This window comes from Clostridium sp. C1, from assembly GCF_018223625.1.
Classification (GTDB): Bacteria; Bacillota_I; Bacilli_A; order Erysipelotrichales; family Coprobacillaceae; genus Allocoprobacillus.
Map to the genome: position 1 here is coordinate 601,646 of NZ_CP073631.1, position 22,983 is coordinate 624,628.

Annotated in this window: 24 protein-coding genes and 1 pseudogene; all 25 read left to right on the forward strand. The window is 32.7% G+C overall.

The annotated features are described in order from the left end of the window. The first annotated feature begins 103 nt into the window (after window positions 1-103). The 25 genes and pseudogenes from KEC48_RS03105 to nagA all read left to right on the forward strand — a co-directional run bounded on the left by KEC48_RS03105 (window position 104) and on the right by nagA (window position 22,974). Window positions 104-268: a hypothetical protein gene (locus tag KEC48_RS03105; RefSeq protein WP_164483534.1), complete on the forward strand. Its 165-nt coding sequence runs from the start codon at window positions 104-106 to the stop codon at window positions 266-268. Between the two features lie 68 nt (window positions 269-336). Then, on the forward strand, window positions 337-693 hold the full coding sequence (locus KEC48_RS03110) for a hypothetical protein (RefSeq protein WP_211964305.1): 357 nt from the start codon (window positions 337-339) through the stop codon (window positions 691-693). Then, complete coding sequence (gene radC / locus KEC48_RS03115; protein ID WP_087357477.1) at window positions 690-1,370, forward strand: DNA repair protein RadC; 681 nt, start codon at window positions 690-692, stop codon at window positions 1,368-1,370. Before KEC48_RS03110 ends, radC begins: the two co-directional genes overlap by 4 nt. 93 nt (window positions 1,371-1,463) lie before the next feature. Beyond that, window positions 1,464-2,321, forward strand: a complete 858-nt coding sequence (gene mreC / locus KEC48_RS03120) for a rod shape-determining protein MreC (RefSeq protein WP_205088802.1) — start codon at window positions 1,464-1,466, stop codon at window positions 2,319-2,321. Then, the gene (locus KEC48_RS03125) at window positions 2,318-2,842 is read left to right on the forward strand and encodes a hypothetical protein (protein ID WP_087357475.1); all 525 of its coding nucleotides are present in this window, start codon (window positions 2,318-2,320) and stop codon (window positions 2,840-2,842) included. Before mreC ends, KEC48_RS03125 begins: the two co-directional genes overlap by 4 nt. Continuing rightward, window positions 2,842-3,432, forward strand: a complete 591-nt coding sequence (locus tag KEC48_RS03130) for a hypothetical protein (protein WP_087357474.1) — start codon at window positions 2,842-2,844, stop codon at window positions 3,430-3,432. The genes KEC48_RS03125 and KEC48_RS03130 overlap by 1 nt, the downstream gene beginning before the upstream one ends. Continuing rightward, window positions 3,401-4,177, forward strand: coding sequence for a septum site-determining protein MinD (gene minD, locus KEC48_RS03135; RefSeq protein ID WP_087357473.1), 777 nt, complete (start codon window positions 3,401-3,403; stop codon window positions 4,175-4,177). The genes KEC48_RS03130 and minD overlap by 32 nt, the downstream gene beginning before the upstream one ends. A gap of 44 nt (window positions 4,178-4,221) precedes the next feature. Then, a complete protein-coding gene (locus tag KEC48_RS03140) occupies window positions 4,222-4,809 on the forward strand; it encodes a M23 family metallopeptidase (RefSeq protein WP_205088801.1) in 588 nt (195 codons plus the stop codon). Continuing rightward, window positions 4,775-5,533 (forward strand): site-2 protease family protein, encoded by a 759-nt coding sequence (locus KEC48_RS03145; RefSeq protein ID WP_211964306.1) that lies wholly within the window; start codon window positions 4,775-4,777, stop codon window positions 5,531-5,533. Before KEC48_RS03140 ends, KEC48_RS03145 begins: the two co-directional genes overlap by 35 nt. Before the next feature lie 143 nt (window positions 5,534-5,676). Then, window positions 5,677-6,369: pseudogene (rpsB, locus tag KEC48_RS03150) on the forward strand (30S ribosomal protein S2); the annotation flags it as partial. 234 nt (window positions 6,370-6,603) lie between these two features. After that, the gene (gene tsf, locus KEC48_RS03155) at window positions 6,604-7,491 is read left to right on the forward strand and encodes a translation elongation factor Ts (protein ID WP_211964308.1); all 888 of its coding nucleotides are present in this window, start codon (window positions 6,604-6,606) and stop codon (window positions 7,489-7,491) included. 63 nt (window positions 7,492-7,554) lie between these two features. Next, window positions 7,555-8,283 carry a UMP kinase gene (gene pyrH, locus KEC48_RS03160; protein WP_205088798.1) on the forward strand — a complete coding sequence of 243 codons (729 nt, stop codon included), beginning with the start codon at window positions 7,555-7,557 and terminating at the stop codon, window positions 8,281-8,283. Next, the gene (frr, locus tag KEC48_RS03165; protein WP_087357467.1) at window positions 8,277-8,822 is read left to right on the forward strand and encodes a ribosome recycling factor; all 546 of its coding nucleotides are present in this window, start codon (window positions 8,277-8,279) and stop codon (window positions 8,820-8,822) included. The genes pyrH and frr overlap by 7 nt, the downstream gene beginning before the upstream one ends. Before the next feature lie 112 nt (window positions 8,823-8,934). Beyond that, a complete protein-coding gene (locus tag KEC48_RS03170) occupies window positions 8,935-9,684 on the forward strand; it encodes an isoprenyl transferase (RefSeq protein ID WP_087357466.1) in 750 nt (249 codons plus the stop codon). Continuing rightward, a complete protein-coding gene (locus KEC48_RS03175; protein WP_087357465.1) occupies window positions 9,681-10,469 on the forward strand; it encodes a phosphatidate cytidylyltransferase in 789 nt (262 codons plus the stop codon). Before KEC48_RS03170 ends, KEC48_RS03175 begins: the two co-directional genes overlap by 4 nt. Window position 10,470: 1 nt before the next feature. Continuing rightward, window positions 10,471-11,622, forward strand: coding sequence for a 1-deoxy-D-xylulose-5-phosphate reductoisomerase (locus KEC48_RS03180; RefSeq protein WP_211964309.1), 1,152 nt, complete (start codon window positions 10,471-10,473; stop codon window positions 11,620-11,622). Further along, window positions 11,623-12,705, forward strand: coding sequence for an RIP metalloprotease RseP (gene rseP / locus KEC48_RS03185; RefSeq protein ID WP_087357463.1), 1,083 nt, complete (start codon window positions 11,623-11,625; stop codon window positions 12,703-12,705). A gap of 40 nt (window positions 12,706-12,745) precedes the next feature. After that, entirely contained in the window at window positions 12,746-17,068 is a 4,323-nt protein-coding gene (locus KEC48_RS03190; protein ID WP_211964311.1) for a PolC-type DNA polymerase III, read from the forward strand. Between the two features lie 113 nt (window positions 17,069-17,181). Beyond that, a complete protein-coding gene (gene rimP, locus KEC48_RS03195) occupies window positions 17,182-17,643 on the forward strand; it encodes a ribosome maturation factor RimP (RefSeq protein WP_205088793.1) in 462 nt (153 codons plus the stop codon). Window positions 17,644-17,658: 15 nt separating this feature from the next. Continuing rightward, the gene (gene nusA, locus KEC48_RS03200) at window positions 17,659-18,999 is read left to right on the forward strand and encodes a transcription termination factor NusA (RefSeq protein WP_211964312.1); all 1,341 of its coding nucleotides are present in this window, start codon (window positions 17,659-17,661) and stop codon (window positions 18,997-18,999) included. Between the two features lie 12 nt (window positions 19,000-19,011). Further along, window positions 19,012-19,266, forward strand: a complete 255-nt coding sequence (locus KEC48_RS03205; protein WP_087357459.1) for a YlxR family protein — start codon at window positions 19,012-19,014, stop codon at window positions 19,264-19,266. Further along, window positions 19,256-19,549, forward strand: coding sequence for a ribosomal L7Ae/L30e/S12e/Gadd45 family protein (locus tag KEC48_RS03210; protein WP_087357458.1), 294 nt, complete (start codon window positions 19,256-19,258; stop codon window positions 19,547-19,549). The genes KEC48_RS03205 and KEC48_RS03210 overlap by 11 nt, the downstream gene beginning before the upstream one ends. Window positions 19,550-19,562: 13 nt before the next feature. Beyond that, window positions 19,563-21,413 carry a translation initiation factor IF-2 gene (gene infB / locus KEC48_RS03215; RefSeq protein ID WP_211964313.1) on the forward strand — a complete coding sequence of 617 codons (1,851 nt, stop codon included), beginning with the start codon at window positions 19,563-19,565 and terminating at the stop codon, window positions 21,411-21,413. 13 nt (window positions 21,414-21,426) lie between these two features. Further along, on the forward strand, window positions 21,427-21,780 hold the full coding sequence (gene rbfA / locus KEC48_RS03220) for a 30S ribosome-binding factor RbfA (protein WP_087357456.1): 354 nt from the start codon (window positions 21,427-21,429) through the stop codon (window positions 21,778-21,780). Window positions 21,781-21,843: 63 nt separating this feature from the next. Beyond that, window positions 21,844-22,974 (forward strand): N-acetylglucosamine-6-phosphate deacetylase, encoded by a 1,131-nt coding sequence (gene nagA / locus KEC48_RS03225; protein WP_087357455.1) that lies wholly within the window; start codon window positions 21,844-21,846, stop codon window positions 22,972-22,974. The last annotated feature ends 9 nt before the right edge of the window (window positions 22,975-22,983 follow it).

The window sequence follows — 22,983 nt, forward strand, 5'->3', positions numbered from 1 at the left end:
TGAAATTGAAAAAAATTTCACTTTTTTTCATTTTTAAGAAGAAAAATGCGAAAAAAATGTATATATAAATAATAGGGAGCTACTGATGAAAGGAAGGGTCAACATGAAAGAGTTAACATTACAGCAACAATGTGAAATTCAAGGAGGAAGTCTTATTGCGACAGCTTTACTTTATTTAATTTTAGGAGCTGCAGCCTATAAGATTATTAAATCTAAAAAGGGAAGAATTTCAATACCAAGACTCATCAGTATTGAATGGCGTGATTGATGATATGAAAGGCTTTAAGCCTTTCATATTTTTATGCATGAAAGCATATAATAGAAGGGGTGATGAAAATGAAGTTTGAATGGAAAGTTGTTATCATGGCTTTGATTTGCTCATTGGCTTTTATGCTGGTCTTTACATATGGATGTTCTTTAGGACAAAAAACATTATATGCCTATCAAGTAGGGATTTATAAAGAAGCAGACAATAAAGATCAAAAATTAAAAGAACTCAAAGACATGGGTATTAAAGGCTATACTTATATGAAAAATGATCAATATTATGTTTTATCTATGATTAGTGAACAAAAAGAAGACATTGAAAAACATGCCACACAAGTAAAAGGAATTATGAAAACTTATACAGTTCCTTCATCTACGACAACTCAAATGCTTTTAGATAATTTATCTCAAGGTGATGTGTCATGATCAAAACTTTACCATTAGAAGAAAATCCGAGAGAAAAAGCGTTAACTTATGGTATAGAAAATTTGAGTAATGTAGAATTATTGGCTTTGATTTTAAGGACCGGACATAAAAGTGAATCAGTTATTCAGCTTTCACAACGTCTTTTAAAACAAATTGGTGGCTTTGCTCAATTGAGTAATGTGACCTATGCCGATTTAACAGCTTTAAAGGGAATTAAACAGGCAAAAGCGATTGAAATATTAAGTATTATAGAAATTGCTAAGAGATTAAAAGATGTTTCTACAATGGAAAAATCTCTTTTGAATCCTTTGGATATTTTTGAAAGAGTGCATAATCAGCTAATGTTTTTAAAACAGGAACATTTTTTGTTGTTATGCTTAGATAATAAAAATAAAGTGATTAAAGAAAAAACTATTTTTATTGGTTCATTAAATATGAGTGTTGTCACACCTAGAGAAGTTTTTAAAGAAGCAATAGCTGTCAATAGTGCCAAAATTGTCTTGATTCATAATCATCCTAGTGGGGATGCATTGCCTAGTGAAGAAGATGTTTTATTAACCAGTCAGTTTCAAAAACTTGGAGAAATGATGGCAATTGAAGTGATGGATCATATTATTGTTGGCTGGAATCAGTTTTATAGTATACAAGCTAAACAGTTGTTTTTTTATCATGAATGATGTGAAAATATAGGAATTTGATAAAAGATTTTTTATGAATTGCTTTTTTTATATGGAGATATTATAATGTATGAATGACAAGAGGTGATATTTTTGTATAGAAAAGGCAATAAATGGACGAAACAGAAAAAAAGAATTGTTATTGCCACTGTTATCCTTGTTTTATTTTCTGTGGTAACATTGGTGACAAGTCGTTCGGCTTCAGGAATAGAAATTATATTTAAAGATACTATAGCTAATCTGGAGTATTATATCATTAAAGCTCCTATTCAATATGTAACTGGTCTGTTTGAAGAATATAATGATTTAAAAGATGTTTATGAAGAAAATGCGAAATTAAAGGAACAGTTAGATAATCTAGCTCGAGAAAGTGCTATGAATGAGGTTCTTACTAATGAATTAAATGATTTAAAAGAAATCATGGATATTGAATATTTACCAACTGAATATCAAGTGAAATATACGAATGTTATTGCTAGGGATGCACAAAACTGGAATAATCAGGTAACCATTAATCTTGGTAAGATTTCTGGGGTACAGGAAGGAATGGCCGTTATAAATGCCCAGGGAATGATTGGAACGATTACTAATGTGAGTGAAATTTCTGCGACAGTTTCATTATTATCAAGTGAAACTGCCAAATCTCAATTGCCAGTCATGATTATAAGTGGCGAAGATGAATACTATGGATTATTGAATCGTTATGATATTAATACACATAAATATTCTATTACTTTATTAAGTGATGTTGAAAAAATTGAAAAAAATGCGAAAGTTGTAACGAGTGGCTTAGGTGGCGTTGGAAAAAGTCCAAAGGGCATTTTAGTGGGTACTGTTGAAAATTATACAAGTGGTGATGATGCCACAGAATCAGTTTGTGATGTAACGCCAAGTGTTGATTTTAATGAATTAAATGATGTAGCTGTAGTACAAAGGGTGAATACGCAATGAGAAAACGTGTTCAGGATAGTTATCTGGTCAAATGCTTTTTAGTGGTGTTCCTTTGTTTTGTTGTCGATAGTACAATTCATTATTTTTTGCCCTATAATTTTACGAAAACAAGTATAACAATTACACCATGTCTTGGTTTAATGATGTTTGCTTTGCTTGTTAGAACCATTGAAGCAGGAGCAGAACGTTACTTTTTTGCAACTCTATGCAGTGTTTATTATTCTATTGTTTATGCTAACTCTTTAGCCATATATATCCTTATTTATTGTTTAATCGCCTTTGTTCGTTCTTATCTTTTTAAATTAGACACTTTAAATATCATTGAATCAATCATATTTTGTATTTTGACAATATTCGCTCAAGAATGTATTGTATATTGGTTGATGTGGATTACCAACATGACAAGATATCCAATGGTTTCATTTGTTGTGATGCAATTGTTACCAACGTTATTGTTTAATGGAATCTTGTCTATTGGGGTTTACTGGATTTACAATAAAGTGAAAATTGAGGTGGAATAATGAATATTGAAGTCAAAGGAATTAATGGCAGACTTATTATGAAAGTACAGGAAAACTGTTCTTTTGATCAGTTTTTAGAAGATTTAGATCAGCTTTTGGATCAACCTCTATTTATACAGGAGGGTTATTATCCAAGAGCTTTTTTTGATTTTGGTTGTCGAGAAGTGTCTAATGATGAGTTAGGACAATTATTGATGTTGTTAAATCAAAAAGAGCGAATCTTATTTGATGGAATGACACTTTTACAACAACCTCATCGTGTTCAAATCAGAAAAGAACAGTTGCATAATGGTGAAGAAATGGTAATTGATTATGAAACATTATTTTTAGGTATCGTGAATACAGGGAGCTATGTTTATTGTTATCAGGATGTTTATTTTTTAAATACAGTCAAAGGAACAATTGTCGCAATGAATGAAGATGTCAAAATATATGGTCATGATTTCCAAAAAGCACAAATTATAATAAATCAACAGTGCTTACATGATTTGACAACTTCTGCACTCACAAGCATCTATTATAAAGATAATCAGATTATTTTGGCTAAGGAGGAAAAATATGTGTCGAACAATTGTGATTACGTCGGGTAAAGGTGGCGTTGGGAAAAGCAGCGTGACTATTAATTTGGGTTATGCTTTGGCTCATACAAATAAAAAAGTCTGTTTAATAGATGCTGATTTTGGATTAAAAAACTTAGATGTTATGCTGGGATTAGAAAATCGTGTCATTTATGATCTTAAAGATGTGATTTCTAATAAATGTTCTCTCCAGCAAATTCTTGTCAAAGATAAACGTATGCCTTCGTTGTATCTCTTACCAGCATGTAAAGCACTATCTTTTGAAAACTTGAATCTTGACTATATGATTAAAGTCGTTGAACAGTTGAAAAAGGATTTTGATTATATTTTGATTGATAGTCCTGCAGGGATTGAAAAAGGATTTCAATATGCCAGTGGTTTATCAAAGGAAGCCATTGTTGTAGTGAATCTAGATATAGTTTCTCTAAGAGATGCTGATCGTGTTGTTGGTTTACTTTTAAAGCAGGGTGTGGATCAGTTACATATGCTTGTCAATAAATATAATGAAACAGATGTTTTCAAAGGACGTTGCCCTTCATTAAAAGAAGCTTATGATATTTTGTCTATTCCTTTAATTGGTATCGTTTTTGATGAACATGATATGATTGAAGCGAATAATAAGGGAATACCAATTTATATGAATAAAAAAGAAAATCTTTATCGTTGTTTTGATCGTATTGTCAAACGTCTGGAAGGACAGGAAGTTCCATTTCAAAAAAATAAACGAAAAGCTTTATTAGAACGTCTTTTTGGATAATATTTTTATAATCTTTTTCATAAGTTAAAATGAGGTGAAAACTTGTGAATGATATTGATGACATCAAAAGACGAATAGAAAAAAGAAAGGCTCGTCGTCACCCTGTATTGACTGACCATCATTTTACCAAAATATATAATGGAATGATTAAGGCAATGGTTGCTTTACTTGTAGGTATTGCGATTTGTGCCTATGTTAAGGTGAGTCCTCATGGTGACTATATAAGAGATTACGTTTTAAATGATTTGCAGTTTTCTCAAGTGACCAAATGGTTTAATCAACACTTCCTATCTTTTCAAAATCAGGATTCATCAATGACTGTTTCTTCAACTGTGAGTTACACGCATGTTAAAGATAATTATTATAAAAGTCAAACAAATGAAGTGTTGAATTTTGCAACAGGGCGTGTGATTTATGTTGGGAAACAAAATCTACTTGGAAACTATGTGACGGTTCTTTTGGAAAATAATGTCGAAGTGACTTTTGGAAATATGCAGGATGTTTTTGTAGGCTTATATGATCAAGTTGAAGAAGCTACAATTTTAGGAACATATGACAATCAGGTTATGATTATTTTTACACAAGGTGAACAGGAAATTGATTATTCAACATTTGAAGAACTTATATCTTAAAGTTTCTATTCATCCTCTAACACTCCTTTATTTTGTCTTTGCATGGCTGGGAGGCTATTTGAAATGGTATCTTTCTACACTGGGAATTGTCTGTTTGCATGAAATATGTCATCTTTTGATGGCATATTATTTTCGTTTTCAAATTCAAAAAATTGAAATTTTACCTTTTGGTGCTTATTTGTATTTAGAAGATTTTTATTTTCAGCCCATTTGGAAAGAAATGTGTGTTGTTCTTGCTGGACCATGTAGTCATTTGTTTATTTATGCAGGAATTCAAATGTTAAGTCATGGTGTTTATCAGGACTTTTTATTAACAATGAATATGTTTGTTTTGTGTTTTAATCTTTTACCTATCTATCCTTTGGACGGTGGTAGATTTCTAAGCTTGCTTTTACAAAGTATTATAGATTTAAAGAAAGCATTATTAACAACATTAAAAATATCTATCTTTGTTTATTGTTTACTCTTTCTTTTTTATTTACAGACAAATACACTGATTATTATAGGATATCTGTTTTATCAGCTGGTTTGTTATTATCGGTTTATTTATGTGTATTTAAGAACATATTATGGGATGATTCCTTCTTTTTTAAATAAGTGTCCACCCATTGTTCATCAGCGTTTGATTTATCGTAGAGGGTTTCATAATTATTATCTGATGGAAGGAAAAATAAAAGATGAAAAAGAAATGGTTGAGATTCTTTTAAAAAATATAAAAAAATAGGAAAGTATCTTGTTTTTTTTGATGTGTTATGGTATTATACTACGGGTATTAGAAATACACACATTGTGAATTCATGAACCGAGTGCCGATTGGTGGTTTGTGTTAGAAACAATGGAGGAAAAAACGAAAAGGAGGAAGTTACAATGGCAGTAATTTCAATGAAAAAATTATTAGAAGTTGGTGTTCATTTTGGACATCAGACAAAAAGATGGAATCCAAAAATGGCTCCATACATTTTCACAGCAAGAAATGGTATCTATATCATTGATTTAAAGAAATCATCTGATAAAATTGATGAAGCTTATGCAGCTTTAATGGATATCGTTGCGAAAGGTGGAAAAGTTTTATTTGTAGGAACAAAAAAACAGGCTCAAGAAGCTGTTCAAACTGAAGCTGAAAGATCTGGAAGTTTCTATGTGAATTCTCGTTGGTTAGGTGGAACATTAACTAACTTTAAAACAATTCAAAAGAGAATTAGAAGATTAAAAGAATTAGAAAAAATGGAAGAAGATGGAACTTTAGAATTATTTACAAAGAAAGAAGCAGTTCTTCTTATGAAAGAAAAAGCTAAGTTAGAAAAGAACTTAGGTGGTATCAAAGAAATGAGAAGATTACCAAATGCTTTATTTGTTGTTGATCCTAAAGTTGAACACAATGCAGTTGCAGAAGCAAGAATCTTAGGTATTCCTGTGTTTGGTATTGTTGATACAAACTGTGATCCTGATGAAGTGGATTATGTGATCCCAGCTAATGATGATGCTATTAGAGCTGTTAAATTAATTGTTGCAGCTATGGCTGATGCTGTATGTGAAGCAAAAGGTGAACCAGTCACAGTTGCTTATGTGAAAGATGAAGATGATAAAGAAGTATCTATGAATGATGCTGTCGCTTCTGTAGAAGAAAATAAACAAAAAGGACCTAGATATAAAAATGCTGGACGTCCTAGAAATAACAAAAATGCTGAAGTAAGCAAACCAGCTGAAGTTAAAGAAGAAAAAACTGAAGCATAATGAATAAGAGGGGAAGCTTATGCTTTCCTTTTTTTATAAAAAATGATGGAGGAGAAAAAAATGGCTATTAGTGCAAAATTAGTAAAAGAATTACGTGAAAAAACTGGTGCTGGAATGATGGATTGTAAAAAGGCACTTGAAGCTTGTGATGGTGATTTAGAGGCTTCTTTTGACTGGTTAAGAGAAAAAGGAATTGCAAAAGCTGCAAAAAAAGCAGATCGTATTGCTGCTGAAGGTTTAACAGCATTTGTCGTAGATGGAGATGCTGCAGCAATTGTTGAAGTGAACTCTGAAACAGATTTCGTTGCTAAAAATGCTGAGTTCCAGGAATTAGTTGCTTTAACAGCAAAAGCAATTGTTAATGCAAAACCTCAAGATGTTGAAGCTGCTTTACAGTTAGATGTTGATGGTAAAGATTTAGGAACTGTTATTGCTGAAAAGAGTGGTAAAATTGGTGAAAAATTAAGCTTAAGAAGATTTGCAGTGATGAAAAAAAATGATGATGAAATCTTTGGTGCTTATTCACATATGGGTGGAAAAATGTGTGCTTTAGTAAAAGCTGCTGGTATTGATGAAGTGAAAGCAAAAGACATTGCTATGCAAGTTGCTGCAATTGCTCCTCAATATATTGATAGAACAGCTATTCCTGCTGAAATTTTAGAACACGAAAGAACTGTTTTAAAAGCTCAAGCTATGGAAGAAAATGCTAAGAGTGCAAAACCAAAACCAGAAAATATCATTGAAAAAATGATTGAAGGTCGTTTAAATAAAAACTTAAAAGAAATGTGCTTAGTAGATCAAGCGTTCATTAAAGATTCTGATCAAACAGTAGCTCAATATTTAGGAAACGGAAAAGTTTTAGAAATGGTACGTTTTGAAGTTGGTGAAGGAATGGAAAAACGTGAAGAAAACTTTGCTGAAGAAGTTGCTGCTCAAATGAGAGGATAATTGAAATTTATAGAGAGGACACACTTATTGTGCCCTTTTCTTGTAAAATGGAGGAGAGATCATATGAAGTACAAAAGAGTTTTACTAAAATTAAGTGGTGAAGCATTAGCTGGTGAACAGGGGTTTGGCATTAATCCTGTAGTCGTGGCTGATGTTGCCAGACAAATTAAAGATGCAAAAGATTTAGGTGTTGAAATTGCTATTGTTTGTGGTGGTGGAAACATCTGGCGTGGAAAAACAGGCAGTGACATGGGTATGGAAAGAGCAGCAGCTGACTATATGGGTATGTTAGCGACTGTCATGAATGGTATGGCTTTACAAAATGCGTTAGAGGCCATTGGTTTAGATACACGTTTATTATCAGCTATTGATATGAAAGAAGTGGCAGAACCTTATATTAGAAGAAGGGCTGTTCGTCATTTGGAAAAAAATCGTATTGTCATTTTTGGAGCAGGAACAGGAAGTCCATTCTTTACTACTGATACAACAGCGGCTTTACGTGCTGCAGAAATGAATGCAGATGTTATTTTAATGGCTAAAAATGGTGTTGATGGTGTTTATTCTGCTGATCCAAAAGTTGATCCTAATGCTAAAAAATATGATCATATCACTTATTTAGATGTTTTAAATGAAGATTTACATATTATGGACCAGACAGCTATTACATTATGTAAGGATAATGGTATTGATCTTTGTGTATTTAATATGCAGGAAGATGGTAATATTGCTCGTGCATGTAATGGCGAATCTATAGGTACAATTATTTCGAAAGGAGGGAATGAAACATGTTAGATCTTATTTTAGAAGAAACAAAAGAAAAAATGGAAAAATCAATTGAAGCTTTTAAACATGAACTTTCTTCTGTAAGAACAGGTCGTGCAAATCCAACGATGCTTGATAGAGTGAAAGTGAATTATTGGGGTGAAATGACACCTTTAAATCAAACAGCTGGTATTTCTGTTGTTGAAGGACGTCAATTGGTTATTAAGCCTTATGATCGCAACAGTTTAAAAGATATTGAACATGCCATCTATGAAGCTAATCTTGGTTTAACACCTCAAAATGATGGAGAAATCATACGTATCAATGTTCCAGCATTAACAGAGGAAACAAGAAAAGAGTATGTCAAACAAGCAAAAAAATATGCTGAAGAAGCAAAAGTTGCTTTACGTAATATTCGTAGAAGTGCTAATGATGATGTTGAAAAGGCTGAATTAACTGAAGATGAAGTAAAACTTGGTAAAGAAAAAGTTCAAAAATTAACTGATCAATATGTCAAAATCATTGATCAATTAACAAAAGAAAAAGAAAATGATTTAATGACTGTCTAGTTTCTTTTGACTCTTGCATAAAGCAGGAGTTTTTTTGTTGAATATTTTTTGATAAGAGTTCGCATGTTGCTTTCTTTTATGTTATAATACAAAAAGGTTATGAGGTGACAGTATGTTTTTTAAGAAAAAAAGAGAAATAGAATATGATTTAGATATGAACAATATTCCTCAACACATTGCTTTTATAATGGATGGCAATGGTCGCTGGGCTAAAAAAAGAAAGATGCCACGTACGTATGGTCATCATGAAGGAACAAAAACAATACGTACTTTGGCTTTAGAAGCCAATCGTTTAGGTGTAAAAGCAATGACAGTTTATGCTTTTTCTACAGAAAATTTTAAACGAGAAGCAAGTGAAGTGGATTATATTTTTAAATTGCCTAAAGAATTTTTTCAATTATATTTAAAAGAATTGATGGATAATGATGTTTCGATTCGTTATATTGGACATTTGGAAATGGCACCTTTAGAAACAAGACGTATTATTGAAGAAGCTGTATCACAGACATCACGTAATCATGGTTTGATTTTAACTTTTGCTTTTATTTATGGTGGGCGTGATGAGATTGTTGAAGCAACGAAAATCATTTGTGAAGAATATAAACATGGTCAGATTTCATTAGATGATATTAATGAAGATTATTTTGAAAAGCATTTAATGACAAAAGATTTACCACCAGTTGATTTGATGGTAAGAAGCAGTGGAGAAAAACGTCTTTCTAATTTTCTGCTTTGGCAATTGGCTTATGCTGAATTTGTTTTTGATGATACATTATGGCCTGATTTTGATGAAGAAAGGCTACATTATGCAATTGCTGTATATCAAGGTAGAGAAAGAAGATTTGGAGGTGTCGTCAAATGAAAACACGCATTATCACAGGATTGATCCTTTTAGCAGTCATTCTGCCATGTGTTATTCTAGGTGGAATAGCTTTTAAAATTTTACTGGGTATTGTTGCAGGGGTTGCTGTTTTTGAAATGCTTTCTATCTGTAATCGTCCTCGTGCTCATTTTTATCTTTATCCTATTGTTGGATTGTTTGTGTTTTATTCATTATTTTTTGATCAGTCATTGTTGATTTCAAGTGAAATCATGATTTTATACATGATTGTATTGATGGCCTGTAGTATGTTTGATGATGGTATCAATTTTTTGAGATTAAGTTATTATTTTACAGCAGGTGTTTTAATTGGTATGGGATTACATATGCTTTATCAATTGCGTTTAACATATGGCTTTGATTATATTTTAATTCTGGCTTTGGCTACTTTTGGAACGGATACAGGGGCATATTTTACGGGGATGTGTTTAGGAAGACATAAGTTGAATCCTCGTCTTTCTCCTAAAAAAACCATTGAAGGTTCAATTGGTGGAATCATTTTAGGAACGGTTCTTTCTGGAGCTTATGGCGCATATATTCAAATAGATATGCCGTTAGTATGGTTTATTGTCATGTGTTTCATTTTAACAATAACAAGTCAGATAGGAGATTTAACATTTAGTAGTATGAAACGAATATTTGAAGTGAAAGATTTTTCTCAATTGTTACCAGGACATGGTGGAATCTTGGATCGCTTTGATTCGATTTTATTTAATGCAATGGTTTTTGGTATTTTACTTCATTTTATAACAATGGTGGTGGCTTAGTATGAAAAAAATATGTGTTTTAGGAGTAACTGGTTCGATAGGTCAACAGACGGTTGATGTTGTTAGACATCATCGTGATGAATTTGAAATTGTTGCCATGAGTGCTGGGAAAAATATTGATTTGTTAGAAAAAATCATGACTGTTATTCACGCAAAACATATTTGTGTACAAAAACAAGAAGATATGGAATATCTTCAAAGAAAATATAAAGATGTTTATTTCTATTGTGGGCAGGATGGTTTAATTCAAATTGCAACTTTACCACAAATTGATATTGTTTTAAATGCGATTGTAGGGTTTGCTGGATTAGTTCCTACAATGAAAGCTATTCAGGCTCATAAAGATATTGCTTTAGCCAATAAGGAAACATTGGTTGTTGCGGGTCATTTAATCATTCCATTGGTCAAAGAAAACAATGTACAATTATTGCCAGTGGATAGTGAACATTCTGCTATTTTTCAATCTCTTAATGGTGAATATCATGGAGAGATTCGTAAGATTATTTTGACAGCCAGTGGTGGGAGTTTCCGTGATAAATCAAGAAGTGAACTAGAACATGTGAGCGTTGAAGATGCTTTAAAACATCCTAATTGGTCAATGGGAGCAAAAATTACAATTGATAGTGCAACGCTTTTTAATAAAGGGTTAGAAGTGATGGAAGCCAAATGGCTTTTTGATGTTGATTATGATGATATTGAAGTGCTGATTCATCCAGAAAGTATTATTCACTCTATGGTTGAATATCAAGATACTGCCATTATTGCTCAACTGGGGACACCAGATATGCGTTTACCTATTCAATATGCTTTAACGTATCCTCATCGTTTGCCTTTACTTGGTGGTAAACATTTATCTTTAAGTGATATGGGAACACTTCATTTTGAAAAACCAGATTTTCATCGCTTCCATGCTTTAGCTTTAGCCTATGAAGCTGGACGTAAAGGTGGTTCCATGCCATGTGTTTTAAATGGTGCAAATGAACAGGCTAATGCACTGTTTTTATCTAAAAAAATTGCTTTTTTAGATATTGAAAAATATGTTGAGGAAACGATGCGAGCACATCATTGGGTTGATCATCCCACTTTAGAACAGCTTATTGAAATTGATCAATGGGCAAGAAATTTTGTACGAGAAAGAGTAGGAGAAATATAGATGCAGACAATTATTACTTTAATAGTATTTTTATTAATATTAGGAACGATTATTATCATTCATGAATTTGGACATTTTATTGCTGCAAAAATATTTGGTGTTTATTGTTCTCATTTTTCCATTGGTTTTGGACCAAAGATATGGTCTAAAAAAGGAAAAGAAACAGAATACGAAATTCGAGCATTACCATTTGGTGGTTTTGTTTCAATGGCAGGTGAAGAACAAAGTGATGATGAAGAATTAAAAGATATTCCTATTGAACGCACTTTAAAAGGAATTAAAACATACCAAAAAGTCATTATCTTTTTAGCTGGTGTTTTCATGAACTTTGTATTGGCTATTGTCGTGACTTTTGGAGTGAATGTAATCAGTGGTCAATTACCTGTTCAAAATGCTCAAATAGGGCAGGTCATAGAGAATTCTCCTGCTCAACAGGCTGGTTTAAAAGCTGGAGATGTGCTTCAAGAATTGACTGTGAATGAAACTGGAGAAGTGATTCTGGTATCCAATTTTGAAGATATTCAATTAACACAAAAAGGATTGAATACAACAGCTGATACCATTCATGTGAAATTGAAGGTTGATCGTCAAGGAAAAACAGAAACTTTACAGGCAACATTAAAGTATGACCAGTCTTCACAAGCTTATAAACTAGGCATTTATCAGGCAACACGTTCTATGAATGTGGCTGAAGCTATTCAGTATACATTTATTTCTATTGGTGAAATGAGTATGGCTATTTTTGCGGCTTTGAGTCAACTGATTACACGTTTTAGCGAAACTGTGACACAATTATCTGGACCGGTTGGTATCTATCAGGTGACATCACAAGTGACTGAAACAGGGCAGATCACTTACATTTTAAATTTATTATCTTTGCTTTCTGTCAATGTTGGTATCTTTAATTTATTGCCTATTCCTGCATTGGACGGATGCCAAGTCATTTTTGCGATTGTTGAAAAGATTATTGGACGTGAATTACCAGAAAAAGTAAAGGTTGCTTTGCAGTTATGTGGTTTAGGACTTGTCATGTTGTTAATGATTTTTGTCACGTATCAAGATATTTTAAGAATATTTCAATAAAAGGGATTTCAATCCCTTTTTGATATAGGAGGTTATTTTGATGGATAAAATGCTTATTTTATTGAAGCAACTGCATCTTCAAGATGAAGTGAATGCTTTAAAACATGCGTATATTGAACGTGTAGTTGTACATAAAGATAATTCTTATACATTTTATATTGGTTCTGCGCATATTGTGCCATTAAATGAAATTCGTTTATTATTTTCAGCAAAAAATGAATTTCCTTATCCATGTGAATTTCTTTTTGATTGGGCATCTTCCTATACCCAAAAAGATGTCATCGAATATGCACTTTTTATTTTTGATGGTTTAAAACAACGTTTTCCGCAAATTGACTTTATTAAAGAAGAATTACTTTCTTTTGAAGATAATACCCTTCGTATTGAAGTCGTTAATGAGATACAATTACAACAATTAGAAAAATTATATAAGATTTTTGACAAATATTTTAATAAATTTGGAATGCAGATTGGTTTTCATGCATATATTGATCAAAATAATCAGACATATCAATCTATTCAAGAAGAAATGGATGCTTTAAACGAAGTACAAGTTGATATGAAAACTTTTGAACAGAAAGAAGTGACTGTAAAAAAGGAACATAAACCTAAATATCAGGGTTATAAAAAAGATTATTTTGCGATATCTATTGATGAAATTGATGATACTGTTAAAGAAGTCATGATTCAAGGATATATTTTTAAAGAAGATTCTAAGAAGGTTAAATCAGGGAAGACAATTCAATCTTTGTATGTGACGGATTATACCAATAGTATTGTAGTCAAACGTTTTGAAAACAAGGGTGGAAATAGTATTGAAGAAATGAATAAGGTTAAAAAAGGGGATAAATGGGTTCGTGTCAAAGGAAATGTTGAATACGATGCCTATATGAAAGATACTGTGATTATCGCTCGAGAAGTAGAAGTGATACCTTCGCCTAAAGTTCGTCAAGATCAGGCAGAGAAAAAACGTGTTGAGTTACATGTCCATTCTAAAATGTCAGCGATGGATGGAATTGGCAGTATTTCTGAATATATTGAAAGAGCTGCTTATTGGGGACATCAGGCTATTGCAGTTACAGATCATGGTAATGTTCAGTCTTTCCCTGAAGCGCAAAGTGCCAGTCTTAAACATAAAATCAAAATGATTTATGGTGTAGAAATGTATATGATTGATCCAGCTTTTACTGTTGTTTATAATGAAAGAAAAGCTTCTCTTAAGGATTTGACATTTGTTTCTTTTGACTTGGAAACAACTGGTTTATCTGTTATGGATGATGATATTACCGAGTTTGGTGCTGTCAAGATAAAAAATGGACAGGAAATTGGTCGTATTCAAAGCTTAATTAAACCAAAAAAGCATATTTCACAAAAGATTACACAGTTAACTCATATTACGAATGATGATGTCAAAGATGCCCCAACCATTGAAGAATTCATTCCACAAATTCTTGATTTCTTTCAAGATGATGTCATTGTAGCTCATAATGCGACATTCGATGTAGGTTTTTTAAATGAAATTCTTGTACGTTATGGTTATCCAAAATTAAAAAATCCAGCCATTGATTCATTAACTCTGGCTTGGAAGTTACTTCCTGATTTAAAAGGGTATCGTTTAGGAAATGTTGCAAGGCATTATCGTATTCCATATGATGGTGATGATGCTCACCGTGCTGATTATGATGCTGAAGTTCTGGCAGGTGTTTTCAATATGATGCTACATGATTTAATGCAACAGGGATATTATGATGTGCTGGACATGAATGCAATGGAATGTCCTAATGCCTATAAGATTGTCCGTCCTAAACATATGTGTGTCCTTGCGAAAAATAAAACAGGATTAAAGAATATGTTTAAACTTGTTTCAGAAGCCAACACAACTTATTTTGAAAAAACATCCCGTATTCCTCGTGAACGACTTGAATTTTATCGTGAAGGATTGCTGTTTGGAAGTGGCTGCTATAACTCAGAAATCTTTGATCTGGCTATGACAAGAAGTCTTGATGAATTAAAACAGGCAATGGCATTTTATGATTATATTGAAATTATGCCATTAGATATTTGTCAATATTTTGTGGAACGTGGTCGTATTGATACAAAGGAAGATTTAATTCGTATTTTACGTCGTATTGTAGATACAGCTAAAGACATGGGAAAAATGATTGTAGCGACTGGTGATGTTCATTACCTTGATCAAAAAGATAAAATTTTTAGAGATGTCTTTACTTGTAACCCTAAAATTGGACTGGGAGGAGCTTTGCATCCTTTGACAGATCGTTCTAATCCCACTGCCTGGACACCGGATGAATATTTACGAACAACTGAAGAAATGATGGATAGTCTGTCTTATTTAAGTGAAGATGAAAAATATGAATATGTTGTTGAAAATACAAATAAGATTGCGGATATGATTGATGGAACGTTCCATGTTGTTCATGATAAATTGTTTACACCTCATATTGATAATGCAGATGAAAATTTACGTCAACTCTGTTTTGATAATGCTCATAAACAATATGGGGAAGTTTTACCAGATATAGTTGAAAAACGTTTAACAAAAGAATTGGATAATATTATTAAACATGGTTTTGGTGTGATTTATTATATTGCTCATAAACTGGTTAAAAAATCAAATGAAGCAGGATATCTGGTAGGAAGTCGAGGATCAGTAGGATCATCCTTTGTTGCGACAATGGCTAATATATCTGAAGTGAATCCTTTACCTCCACACTATTATTGTCCACATTGTCAATATAGTGAATTTTTACCAGAAGGCTATATTGCTAATGGATATGATTTACCAAATAAAACATGTCCAAAATGCGGACATCCTTTAAAAGGGGATGGACATAATATTCCATTTGAAACATTCTTAGGTTTTAATGCTGATAAAGTCCCAGATATTGATTTAAACTTCTCTGGAGATTATCAACCAACCGCTCATGCTTATACAAAAGAAATTTTTGGAGAAAGTCATGTTTATCGTGCTGGAACGATTTCAACAGTAGCTGAAAAAACGGCATATGGTTATGCTAAAGGATATGCTGAATTAATGGGAAAAGAAAATACGATGCGTCAAGCAGAGTTAGAAAGAATAGCCAAAGGATGTACGGGGGTGAAACGTACAACTGGTCAGCATCCCGGAGGGATTATTGTTATTCCAGAAAATATGGATGTCTTTGATTTTACACCTTATCAATATCCCGCTGATGATTTGAGTGCTGAGTGGAAAACGACACATTTTGACTTCCATGCCATTCATGATAATGTTTTGAAATTTGATATTTTAGGTCATGTTGATCCAACAGTTATAAGAATGTTGCAGGATTTAACGGGTGTTAATCCTAAGGATATTCCAACCAATGATCCTAAGGTTATGAGTTTATTTAATTCTACGGATGCTTTGGGAATTGATTTGAATTTTTTGAATTGTAAGACAGGTGCTTTAGGATTACCAGAATTCGGAACGAAGTTTGTACGTGGAATGCTTGAACAGACACATCCAACGTCTTTTAGCGATCTTGTCATTTTGTCAGGTCTTTCACATGGAACGGATGTTTATTTGGGAAATGCAGAAACTTTAATTAGTTCTGGAACATGTACTTTAAAAGAAGTTATTGGATGTCGTGATGATATCATGGTCTATTTAATTGAAAAAGGATTACCAAATAAAGATGCCTTTGATATTATGGAATGTGTTCGTAAAGGAAAATCACCAGTTGTCTTTCCAGAAAAGAAATATGAAGAATTAATGCGACAACATGATGTCCCAACGTGGTATATTGAATCATGTAAGAAAATCAAATACATGTTCCCTAAAGCTCATGCTGCAGCTTATGTTTTAAGTGCTGTTCGTGTAGCTTGGTGGAAGCTGTATTATCCTCGAGAATATTATGCGGTTTATTTTACAACGCGTTGTGATGCTTATGATATTGAAACCATGATTCAAGGTCGTGATGCTGTGTATCATAAATATCAAAGTATTTTGAATGACAAGCAAAATGGTGTCAAGATTTCTAATAAAGAAGAAGCTTTGATTTCTGTTTTTGAAATTGCTTTAGAGATGTTTGAACGTGGTTATCATTTTAGTAATATTTCTTTAGAAAAATCAGATTCACAAAATTTTATTATGGATCCAGATGATGATACTGCTTTGTTACCGCCATTTGTTTCTATTGATGGACTAGGAACATCGGTCGGTGATAGTGTCGTTGAAGCACGTCAACACAATAAGTTTTTATCAAAAGAAGATGTGATGAAACGTACAAAATTAACAAATAATCAAATTGACTTTTTAACAAAGCTGGGAGCTTTTGAAAATATGTCAGAAGAAAATCAGTTATCATTATTTGATTTATGGTAAAAAATAATGATGAAAGCATTGTTTTTTGTGATTGATTATGTTATATTATAAAAGTAATCAGTGATTTACGAGAGGGGGAACCCTCTCGTTTATATTTGTAGACGGAGGATTATATGTTAGAAAAAATAAAACAACTTATTCAACCCATACTTGATGAACATGATGTTTATCTTGATGACATTGAATATGTCAAAGAGAAAAATGAATGGTACTTACGCATTTTTATTGAAAAGAATAATGGGCATCTAGATATGGATACATGTGTGGCTGTCAGTGAAGCCATTAGTGAGATGTTAGATCAAGAAGATTTGATTGCTGATGAATATTATTTGGAAGTATCTTCTCCCGGTGCTGAAAAACCTTTAAAAACATTACAAAAGGTGCAAGATTCTGTCGGTGAATATGTGTATATTCAATTTAAGAATCCAACATTAGGAATGAATGATGTTTATGGAACAATTCTAAGTGTGGAAGATACACGTATTGAATTGCAGTATATGGTAAAAAATATAAAGAAAAAATGTATCATTGATTACAATGATATTGCATTTATAAGGTTAGCTGTTCAATTTTAAGGAGGATCATAAAAAATGGCTAGTAAAAAATTTATTCAGGCACTTGATTTATTAGAAAGTGAAAAAGGAATCAAGAAAGAAATTGTTCTTGATGCTTTAAAAGAAGCACTAGAAAAATCATATAAAAAGAATTATGGGGGTCCTGAATCTATTATTCGTGTGGAAATTAATGAAATCACTGGAAAAATTCGTTTATATGAAATTAAACATGTTGTTGATGATGTGAATGATGAAGATTATGAATTGTCTTTAGAAGAAGCACAAATGATTAATCCAAAATATCAAGTAGGTGATGATGTTGTCACTGAAGTTGATCCTGAAGTCTTTGGGCGTTTAGCAGCCATTCAGACAAAACAGCTTTTAAAACAAAAAATTAGAGAAGCTGAAAAAGAAACATTATATAATGAATATATTGATAAAAAAGATGATATTATTAATGGAACTGTTGATCGTGTGGAAGAACGTTTTGCGATTATCAATATTGGTAGAACAGGTGCTCTGTTGCCTTTAAAACAACAAATTCCAGGTGAAAAGATTTATGAAGGACAACGTATTAAAGTTTATGTCAGTGATGTTGAACGTAATACCAAAGGGACACATATTGGTGTTTCAAGAACGGAACCAGGATTAGTGAAAAGATTGTTCGAAATGGAAGTTCCTGAAATCTATGATGGCACTGTAGAAATTAAATCTGTATCTCGTGAAGCTGGAGATCGTAGTAAAATCGCTGTTTATACAAGTCATGAAAATATTGATCCAATTGGTGCCTGTGTTGGACCGAAGGGATCACGTGTTCGTAATGTTGTAAATGAATTAAATGGTGAAATGGTGGATATCATTGAGTGGAGTGAAGATCCTGTTGTGTATATTTCTCATGCTCTTTCACCATCTGATGTCGTTCATGTTGATATTCATGAAGATGATCATAGTGCATTGGTTATTGTTCCAGATAATCAATTATCATTAGCGATTGGAAAAAGAGGTCAAAATGCCCGTTTGGCTGTCCGTTTAACAGGATGGAAGATTGATATTAAATCAGTCAGTGAAGCTGCACGTGAAGGTATTGTTTATGGAGCTGATGCTGAATTTAAAAAATCATTTGAAGCAGAAATGATAAAACAGGATGAAGTTATTGAACCGGATCATGATGAAGAAGAAACTTTTGAAAGTGAAGAACATCAAATGGTTGCTGATCTTCAAGAAGATGATATGGTAGAAGATGATAACCATGATGAAGAAACATTTGATGATTATGATGAGGATTATGATGATGAGTATGAAGACTATGATTATGATCCAAAATATGATGAAGATATCGATTATGATGAATTTGATAAATATTATGATGAAAAATAGGGGTGATTTTGAATGCGAAAAATACCTTTAAGAAAATGTGTCGCAACGCAGGAACAACTCCCTAAAAAAGAGTTGATTCGTGTCGTTAGAAATAAAGAGGGAGAAGTTTTTGTTGATCCTACTGGTAAGATGAATGGACGAGGTGCTTATTTAAAAAGAAGTCTGGAAGCTATTGAACTTGCTCAAAAGAAAGGTGTTTTAAGGAAATCTCTGGAAGTTGATATTCCAGATACGATTTATGAGGAATTAAAAAAATATGTTGGATAAAAATAAGGTATCTTTATTAGGACTGGCCATGCGTGCCAGAAAAATAGCGACGGGAGATATTTTATTGAAGTCTATTCGCAGTCAAAAAGCATACTTTGTTTTGATTGCACAGGATGCCAGTGAAAATACAAAAAAAAGATACATGGATAAATGTACTTATTATCATGTCGATTACCAAATTGATGGAACGATTGAAGAAATTTCAAGAGCTATTGGTAAAGATAATCGTGTGGCTATAGGTATATTGGATAAAGGTTTTGCAAATAAAATCAAATCAAAATGAGGAGGTTGATATTATGGCAAAAAAGAATACATCTGCAAAAAAGAAAGGAAATCATCAGAAAAAGAAATTAATTTCTAATATTCCTCAAAAAAAGGAAGAAAAGAAATTAGGTGATGGAATTGTTGAGTATGAAGATGGAATTACTGTTGGTGAATTAGCCGAAATGATTGGGCAAACACCAGCCAATGTCATTAAAGTTTTATTTATGCTTGGAACTATGGTGACAATCAATTCATCATTAACTGATGAACAGGTTGAACTCATTTGTCTGGAATATGGATATGAGGCTAAAAAGAAAGTCGTTGTCAGTGAGATTAATTTTGAAGATATTGAAATTGTTGATGATGAAGCTGATTTAGTTGGTAGACCACCTGTTGTCACAATTATGGGACATGTTGATCATGGAAAAACAACATTGCTTGATTATATTCGAAAATCAAGAGTTGCTGAAGGGGAGTTTGGCGGTATTACTCAACATATCGGTGCTTATCAAGTTGAAGTGGGTGGTAAGAAGATTACTTTCTTAGACACACCTGGACATGAAGCTTTTACAGCTATGCGTGCTCGAGGAGCTCAATTAACAGATATCGTTATCATTGTTGTCGCTGCTGATGATGGTGTGATGCCACAGACAAAAGAAGCTGTAGACCATGCTTTAGCTGCGGGTGTTCCAATTGTTGTTGCAATTAACAAAATTGATAAAGAGGGTGCTGATCCAGAACGTATTAAAGGTGAAATGAGTGAATTGGGACTTATGCCTGAAGAATGGGGTGGAGATACTGTTTACTGTAAGATTTCAGCTAAAAAGGGAATTGGTATCGAAGAATTATTGGAAACACTAACTGTTGTTGCTGAACTTGCAGATTTAAAAGCTAATCCAAAACGTTATGCTTATGGTAGTGTTGTAGAAGGACGTTTGGATAAAGGACGTGGTCCTGTTGCTACATTACTTGTTCAAAATGGAACTTTAAGAGCTGGGGATCCTATTGTTGTAGGAACAGCTTTTGGACGTGTGCGTCAAATGTTAGGTGATCATGGAAAAGAATTGAAAGAAGCCGGACCATCTACACCTGTTGAAATTACAGGTTTAAATGATGTCCCTGTTGCTGGTGATAAATTCATGGCATTTGAAACAGAAAAAATGGCTCGTCATGTTGGAGAAGAAAGACAAAAGGCAAAACAGGAACAAGATCGTGGCGTCAGCTCAGCTATGAGCTTAGATGACTTATTTAATCAAATTAAAGAAGGCCAAGTGGCTCATTTGAATATTATTGTTAAAGCTGATGTGAATGGAACTGCTGAGGCTGTTAAGGGATCATTAGAAAAAATTGATATTGATGGTGTTCGTGTCAATGTTATTCGTTCAACAGTGGGAGCAATCAGTGAATCAGATGTCTTATTAGCAAGTGCTTCAAAGGCTATTATTTATGGATTTAATGTACGTCCGGATGCTAATGTCAGACGTAAAGCAGAAGAAGAAGGAGTAGAAATCAGACTGCATAATATTATCTACAAGATGGTTGAAGAAATTGAAGCTGCTATGCGAGGTATGTTGGCTCCAGAATTGGAAGAAGTTGTTACAGGTCAGGCAGAAATCAGACAAGTTATTAAAGTATCTAAAGTAGGAAATATTGCTGGTTCTTATGTAACAGATGGTTATATTCGTCGTGATTGTGGAATTCGTTTGATTCGTCAAGGGGTTGTCATTTATGAAGGAAAACTGGCTTCTTTAAAACGATTTAAAGATGATGCAAAGGAAGTATCAGCTGGTTATGAATGTGGTATGACAATTGAAAACTACAATGATATTAAAGAAGGAGATATTATTGAAGGATTCATTATGGAAGAAGTTGAAAGAAAGTAGGCGTTAATCTTTTATGGTGTTAAAGAAAGAAAAACTTAATAATATTATTCAAAGAGAACTATCTGATATTATTCAAATGGAAGTTAAGGATCCATCTATTGGTTTTTGTACAATTACCGGTGTGGAAGTCACAAATGATTTATCTATTGCGAAAGTTTATGTATCTTTTTTGAATAAAAATCCTCAAAAAAGAATGGAAGCTCTACAGCATTCTAAAGGATTTATCCGTAGTTTACTTGCTAAACGTTTAACAATTCGTAAATGTCCTGAACTTCAGTTTATTATGGATACATCTTTAGAATATGGAAATAAAATTGAAAGTATTATTGAAGAATTACATGATCAAAAAAAGATTTCTAACAATTAGAAATCTTTTTTATTTGAAGAATATTCATAATAAGCATATAATAAAGAAAGGAGGACGTATAAAATGAAAAAATGTATTGTAAACGGGAAAGTGATTCTACATGATGAGATTGTAGAAAAAAATGTATTTATTGATGGTGATAAAATTATGGAAATAAGTGACCGTCAACCAACAGAAGAAGAAATTATTGATGCTAAAGGAGCTTATGTCAGCCCTGGTTTTATTGATGTACATACACATGGGCGTGGTGGTAGTGATACAATGTATGCAACTTTTGAAGATTTAAATACGATTTCAAAAGCAACTTTAAAAACAGGAGTGACATCTTTTTTACCAACAACAATGACAATGCCAGTTGATGATATTACAAAGGCTATTGACAATATCGCAACATATAAAGATCAAGTAGAAGGAGCACAGATTTTAGGTACACATCTGGAAGGACCTTTCTTTAATAAAAAATACAAAGGTGCGCAACCAGAAGAATGTATGATTTTACCAACTGTTGAAAACTATCAGTCTTTTGTGAAGGATCATCAAGACGTAGTTAGAAAAATTTCTATTGCTCCAGAATTAGAACATTCTTTAGAATTGATTGACTATCTCAAAGATAAAAATACAGTTGTTTCTTTAGGGCATACAAATGCAACATATGAACAGGCACAGGCAGCCATTGATGCAGGAGCCACTTCTGGAACACATACTTATAATGCTATGACACCTTTAACGCATCGTGCTCCTGGTGTTGTTGGAGCTGTGATGATTAATGATAGTGTTTATGCTGAATTGATTTTAGATGGTGTCCATGTTAATTATGCTGCAGCAAAAGCATTATTACGCACAAAAGGAAAAGATAAACTTATTTTAATTACTGATTCATTAGAAGCTGCTGGACTGGAAAATGGAAAATATCTTTTAGGAAATCAAGATGTCTATGTTAAAGATGGAGAAGCAAGATTGATTGATGGAACTTTAGCTGGAAGTATTGTTTCTATGAATACAGCTGTTAAAAATGCTTATGAACATCTAGGATTGACTTTAAATGAAGCTGTTAATCTTGCAAGTTATAATCCAGCTCAAAGCTTAAATGAACCATTACTTGGAGAAATCAAAGCAGGAAATTATGCAGATATTATCTTCTTTGATGATGATATTCAAATTTTACAGACAATGATAAAAGGACAAATGAAATAGAGGAGAAAG